The sequence below is a fragment of the Curtobacterium sp. MCPF17_018 genome (genome assembly GCF_003234135.1).
Lineage (GTDB): Bacteria > Actinomycetota > Actinomycetes > Actinomycetales > Microbacteriaceae > Curtobacterium > Curtobacterium flaccumfaciens.
Genome location: NZ_QKSJ01000003.1, coordinates 346,701 through 352,889, shown reverse-complemented (window position 1 = coordinate 352,889; position 6,189 = coordinate 346,701). Strand labels below are relative to the sequence as shown.

3 protein-coding genes, 1 tRNA gene and 1 rRNA gene are annotated in these 6,189 nt (G+C 72.4%); all 5 read left to right on the top strand.

Annotated features, from left to right (window positions below):
- A 5S ribosomal RNA gene (rrf, locus tag DEJ27_RS06010) occupies nt 1–103 on the top strand; the annotation flags it as partial.
- Between the two features lie 114 nt (nt 104–217).
- On the top strand, nt 218–1,705 hold the full coding sequence (gene gltX, locus DEJ27_RS06005) for a glutamate--tRNA ligase (RefSeq protein WP_111090499.1): 1,488 nt from the start codon (nt 218–220) through the stop codon (nt 1,703–1,705).
- 6 nt (nt 1,706–1,711) lie between these two features.
- Entirely contained in the window at nt 1,712–2,782 is a 1,071-nt protein-coding gene (locus tag DEJ27_RS06000) for an NAD(P)/FAD-dependent oxidoreductase (RefSeq protein WP_111090498.1), read from the top strand.
- 45 nt (nt 2,783–2,827) lie between these two features.
- Nucleotides 2,828–2,899: transfer RNA gene (locus DEJ27_RS05995), tRNA-Gln, on the top strand.
- 379 nt (nt 2,900–3,278) lie between these two features.
- On the top strand, nt 3,279–6,044 hold the full coding sequence (locus DEJ27_RS05990; RefSeq protein ID WP_181430097.1) for a non-ribosomal peptide synthetase: 2,766 nt from the start codon (nt 3,279–3,281) through the stop codon (nt 6,042–6,044).
- Nucleotides 6,045–6,189 lie beyond the last annotated feature (145 nt).

Here is a 6,189-nt window from a genome sequence, read left to right as displayed (position 1 = left end):
CGAGAGGGAAACGCCCGGTCACATTCCGAACCCGGAAGCTAAGCCTCTCAGCGCCGATGGTACTGCAAGGGGGACCTTGTGGGAGAGTAGGACGCCGCCGGACTTAACGTAGAAGAACCAGGGAACCCCTGACCACTGATGGTCAGGGGTTTTCTGCGTTCCCGGCCCGTCCGCACGGCAGGGGGAGGGACAGGCGCCGCGGTAGGGTTGACGGGTCATGACTGCGCCATTCACCACCGCCTCCGGCTCCGACATCCGCGTCCGCTTCTGCCCGAGCCCGACGGGGACCCCGCACGTCGGGCTCATCCGTACCGCGCTCTTCAACTGGGCGTACGCCCGGCACACCGGCGGCAAGCTCGTGTTCCGCATCGAGGACACCGACGCCGCCCGCGACAGCGAGGAGTCCTACGCGCAGATCCTCGACGCACTCCGGTGGCTCCGGCTCGACTGGGACGAAGGGGTGGACGCCGGCGGCGAGCACGGACCGTACCGGCAGTCCGAGCGCACGGCGATCTACGACGACGTGATCGCGAAGCTCAAGGAATCGGGCCACGTCTACGAGTCCTTCGTCACGCCGGACGAGATGGAGGCCCGCAACAAGGCCGCCGGTCGTGACCCGAAGCAGGGGTACGACAACCACGAGCGTGACCTGACCGACGCCGAACGCCAGGCCTTCCGCGACGAGGGCCGCGAGCCGGCACTCCGCCTGCGAGTGCCCGACCGTGACCTGAGCTTCGACGACCTCGTGCGCGGCGAGATCACCTTCAAGCAGGGCACGTTCCCCGACTTCGTGGTGGTCCGTCCGAACGGCAAGCCGCTGTACACGTTCACGAACCCGGTGGACGACGCCCTGATGGGCATCACCCACGTGCTCCGGGGCGAGGACCTGCTGTCGTCGACCCCGCGGCAGATCGCCCTGTACGAGGCGCTGTACGAGATCGGCCTCGCGCCCTCCATCCCCGTCTTCGGGCACCTGCCGTACGTGATGGGTGAGGGCAACAAGAAGCTCTCGAAGCGTGACCCCGAGTCGAACCTGTTCCACCACCGTGCCGCCGGCATGATCCCGGAGGGGCTCGTCAACTACCTGGCGCTGCTCGGCTGGTCGATCGGCCCCGACCGCGACGTGTTCTCGATCGACGAGATGGTCGCGGCGTTCGACGTCACCGACGTGAACCCGAACCCGGCCCGCTTCGACCACAAGAAGGCAGAGGCGATCAACGGGGACCACATCCGTCTGCTGGCGCCGGAGGACTTCCGGTCGCGCCTGCTGCCGTACCTGTCGGAGCTCATCAGCGACCCGGCGACCCCGGAGCAGCTTGAGGTCCTGACCAAGGCGGCTCCGCTCGTGCAGGAGCGCATGCAGCTGCTCGGCGAGGCACCGGCGATGCTCGGGTTCCTGTTCACCTCCGACGCCGACCTGGTGGTCGAGGACGACGCACTGGCGTCGCTCAAGGGCGACACGGCGACGGTCCTGACGGCGAGCACCGCGGCACTCGAGGGCGTCCAGGACTGGACCACCGCGGCCGTCGAGGGCGCGCTCCGTGCGGCCCTCATCGACGAGCTCGGCCTGAAGCCCCGCGTCGCCTTCGGCCCGCTGCGTGTGGCGGTGTCCGGACGCCGGATCAGCCCGCCGCTGTTCGAGTCGATGGAGATCCTGGGCAAGGAGTCCACCCTGACCCGGCTCCGCGCCCTCGCGGCGCGCTGACCGACCGTGACCAGCACGGCGCACACCGTCCCGGTCGTGCACGACGTCGCGATCATCGGCGCTGGTCCGGCCGGGCTGAGCGCTGCGCTCAACCTGGTCCGGGCGAAGCGCACCGTGCTGCTCGTCGACGCGAACCGCCCCCGGAACGCTGCGACCCTGCGGTCGCACGGGTTCCTGACGCGGGACGGCATCTCGCCGCTCGAGCTCCGCAAGCTCGGGCGGACCGAGGTCGAGGGGTACCCGGAAGCGACGGTCGTGCAGTCCGTCGTCGACCTGGTGGCCCCGGACCCCGACACGGACACCTGGCGGGTGCACGGTTCGTGGCGCGGCACCGAGCTCGAGGCCCGCGCCCGGACGGTCGTCGTGGCGACGGGGTTGCGTGAGGAGTTCCCGGCGCTGCCGATGCTCCGCGCGTTCTACGGCACGGCGGTGCACAGCTGCGTCGAGTGCGATGCGTACGACAAGGCCGGGCAGCCGCTCGCGTTCATCTGCGAGACCGACGACGTGGTCGACCGCGCCCTGCTCATCGCCTCCTGGACCGACGACCTGATCGTCTACACGAACGGGGTGGCGCCGCTCGACGACGCGGGCCGCGCTCGGCTGGCGTCGGCGGGGGTCGTCGTGGACGAGCGGGTCGTCGAGGACCTCGAGGGCGATCGCTCCGGGATGACCGGCGTCCGGCTCGCCGACGGCCACGTCGAGCCACGTACCGGTGGGTTCGTCCGACCGGTGTGGCACGCCGACCTCGACTGGCTGCGCACGAGCGCCACCACGAGCGCCACCACGAACACGAACACGCGCACGAACACGAGCGCAACGAGCGCGACGAGCGGGAACACGGCGGCGGGCGGCGACACGCCCGAAGCACTCGGGGGGCTCCAGCGCGACACGCAGGGACTCCTCGTGGTCGACCGGGTGGGCCGGACGTCCGTCCCCAGGCTCTACGCCGTGGGAGACGTCACGCCTCCCGGGCCGGAACAGCTCATCGTCGCCGCCGGGCACGGAGCCGCGACCGCCGCCGCCGTGCACCGAGACCTGGTGGGTGGTCTTGCGGACCTCCGGGATGCTGTACAGTAGTTGATCGTGCCCCGGGTGACCGGGCCAGAAGGCCGACAGGCCTTTTGGGGTATGGTGTAATTGGCAACACAGCGGTTTCTGGTACCGTCGTTCTTGGTTCGAGTCCAGGTACCCCAGCACTCGATGAACAGCCCCCGGGAACTCCCGGGGGCTGTTCTCGTTCCCGGGCCGTTCGCGTTCCCGGCCGTGGTGGGTCCGAGCGTCCTCATCGGCCATGCACCGCTCATCCACGGTCACGCCACGGCTGATCTGGAGGTTGCGCGGAACCGCACGATCCCCGAGCCAGTGCAGCCGCCGTGCGGAAGGCACCCACGGCGGTGGTCCGGTCGTTCCGGAGTCGTACCGTCCGTGGCGGGTGCAGGCCGCGCCTCCAGGCCGGTTGCGGTTCCCCGCACCGGGCCGTCGCCTGCTCGCGGCCGGGGAGAGCGCGGACCTACGGTCGGAAGACCGTCGCGGGAGTCGTGGCGGTCCGCTGCTGAGCACCCGAGGTGTCATCGTGACCTCCGTCGACCCGCTGACGACCGTCGATCCCTGGAACCACCCCGCAGCCGTGCCCGCGGCGGCCGACCACTCCGTGCTGGACCGCTGGGACCGCGTGGTGGCACTCCGGGGCGACGCCGCCGCGCTCGCGGGGGACGGCCGTCCGTACACCTACGCCGAAGCGGACCAGGCCTCGCGCGCGCTGGCCGCAGCCCTGGCCGTGACGCTCCGACCCGACGACCACAGCGGCGCCGGCGTCGGCGACACCCCGGGCGGGGCGTCGAAGCCGGTCGGGCTGATGGCGGGGCAGTCGACCGAGGCCGTGATCGGTGTCCTCGCGCTGGTGCGTGCCGGACGGACCGTGGTGGTGCTCGACGACCACCTGCCCGCAGCACGCCTGGCGCACGTGGCCCGGCTCGCCGGCGTCGACGAGATCGTCGCAGCCACCGAACGTGCGGCGCTGGCCGCCGACGTGGTCGCGGAGCGGGACGGCCGGGTGCACGCACTCGGCGAACTGCTGGACGGGGGCGAACCGGGCGGGGCCCCGTCGACGGACTCCGTCGGCGTGCGCCCCGGCGGGCGGGACCCCTTCGCCATCGTCTTCACCTCCGGCTCGACCGGCATGCCGAAGGGCGTCGTCCTGACGCACCGGCAGCAAATCGCCGACGCCGAGCAGGACGCGGTCGCCCTCGGCCTGGGCCCCGGCGACCGGCTCGGGGTCGTCCTGCCGCTGTCGTTCGCGGCCGGGCTCCTGTTCTCGTTCGACACGTTGCTCTGCGGCGGCACCATCGTGCTGCTCGAGCCGCGTGAACTGGGTGTCGAGCGGCTGCTCGGGCGGTTCCGGGACGACGACGTGAACGTGCTCGTCTGCACCCCGCACCTGCTGCGCTCGATCATCGGGTCGCAGAACGCCCCCGGGTCGCACGGGACCGCCGCCGGGACCGCACCCGTGCTCGGCGGACTGCGTTTCCTGATGACCACGGGCGAGTCCGTCACCGGCGCCGACCTCGCCGCGGCTCGACCCCACCTGGACCCGGACACGCTGCTCCTGAACGCCTTCGGCTCGAGCGAGACCGCCTGCGTCGCGTACTGCCCGGTGACCCCGGGCGAGCCGGTGCCCGAGGGCGTCGTGCCCGCCGGGTGGCCGTTGCCCGGCAAGACGGTGCTCGTGCTCCGTGAGGACGGCAGCCCCGCCGACCCGGGGGAGACCGGAGAGCTCGTCGTGGTCTCCGACGCCCTGACCGCGGGCTACTGGGGCGCGCCGGAGAAGACCGCCGAACGGGCCGGACGCACCGGCGAGGCCGAGGCCGGCGCCGGCATCCCCGTCGGGACCCCGAGCTGGCGGCAGGGCGACCTGGCACGCGTCGACCCCGACGGCCGGCTCGTGCTGCTCGGCCGATCCGACGACGCCGTGAAGGTCCGCGGCTACCTGGTCGAGCCGAGTGAGGTCGAGGCGGCGCTCCGCGCGGTCCCCGAGGTGCACGACGCGGTCGTGACTGCTCAGGTCGACCCCGGTTCCGTCACCCGGCTGGTCGCCTACGTGGTCGGTCGCCCCGGACACCGCACCCCGGCACCGGGTGCGCTCCGACGTGCGCTCCGCGACCGGCTGCCCGAGTACATGGTGCCGGCGTCGATCGTGCCGATGACCGAACTGCCGCGGAACGAGCGGGGCAAGGTCGACCGGGCCGAACTCCCCGGGGCGCCGAGCGTCGAGACCGAGATGGTCGAGGGCGAGTACGACCAGTGGGAGCTCGTCGTGGGGCAGATCTGGGCCGAGGTGCTCGGGCTCCGGGGCGTACACCTGGACGAGGACTTCTCCGCGCTCGGCGGCGACTCGCTGTCCGCCGAGGAGATGCTCGCCGTCGTGCAGGACCGGCTCGGCGTCGACCTGCGCTCCTCGGACGTGCTCGAGCACCCGACGCTCCGCGCCTTCGCCCGACGGGTGCGGAGCGGGACGAGCGCGCTGCCGAGCCACCCCGACGTCGTGAAGGTGTCCGAGGCGCGCGAGGGCGGCCGTCCGCCGGTGTTCTGCTTCGCCGGTGGCGGTGCCCTGGCGCTGACGTTCCTGCCGCTCTCGCGGCACCTGCCCGCGCACGACCTGTACGCGTTCCAGCAGCACGCGCTCGAGCGCCGTGGGATGCCGGACTGGAACATCGAGCGGAGCGCCCGCCGCTACCTCGCCCTGATGCGCATCGTGCAGCCCCGAGGCCCCTACCTGCTCGTCGGGCACTCGCTCGGCGGACTCGTCGCGCTCGAGATCGCCCGGCTCCTCACCGAGAGCGGCGAGCAGGTGGAGCACGTCGTCCTGCTCGACACCTACCTGCCCCGCACGAAGTCCGAACAGGCCCGCCTGCACTTCGGCCGGATGGAGCCGCGCGACCATCCGAACACCGCCGTCCGGGCCGTGCAGCGGGGGCTCGACCGCGCGGTCAGGCGGGTCCTGCCCGCGGGTGTGCCGTACGGCGCGTTGTTCGCCAAGCGGCTCCGTGCGTACACCGCCGGCGTGCTGCGGCACGGTGGGCAGAAGGACTTCGACGCCTTCTTCGACCAGGCCGAGATCGTCACCAGGCGCCACCACCCGACGCCGTTCCACGGGCGCGCCACCTACGTCCTCGCCGACGCCAACCCCGACGCCGCCGGGTGGTCCGCCCTGCTGCGCGGGCCCACCGAGATGGTGCGGATCGCGAGCGAGCACACGTCGCTGCTGCGGGAACCGCACGTCGCCGAGCTGGCGGTCGCGCTGCGGGCCGCCTTCGAGACGGCGGACGTGCCGCAGGTCTGAGACCGGCCCACGACCGGACGGGAGGCGCGGTGCCGGCTGGAACCGCGCCTCCCGTCCGCTCGTCATGCGTCCACCACCCGTCGGCCGCCGCGCCGGACCGCCAACCTGCACGACCGTTGCGGGTTTCCGTATCCGCACCCGGGTG

Bases quoted from the DNA above. Each gene is read 5' to 3' on its own strand.
- gltX (WP_111090499.1), top strand. From the start codon at position 218: ATGACTGCGCCATTCACCACCGCCTCCGGCTCCGACATCCGCGTCCGC.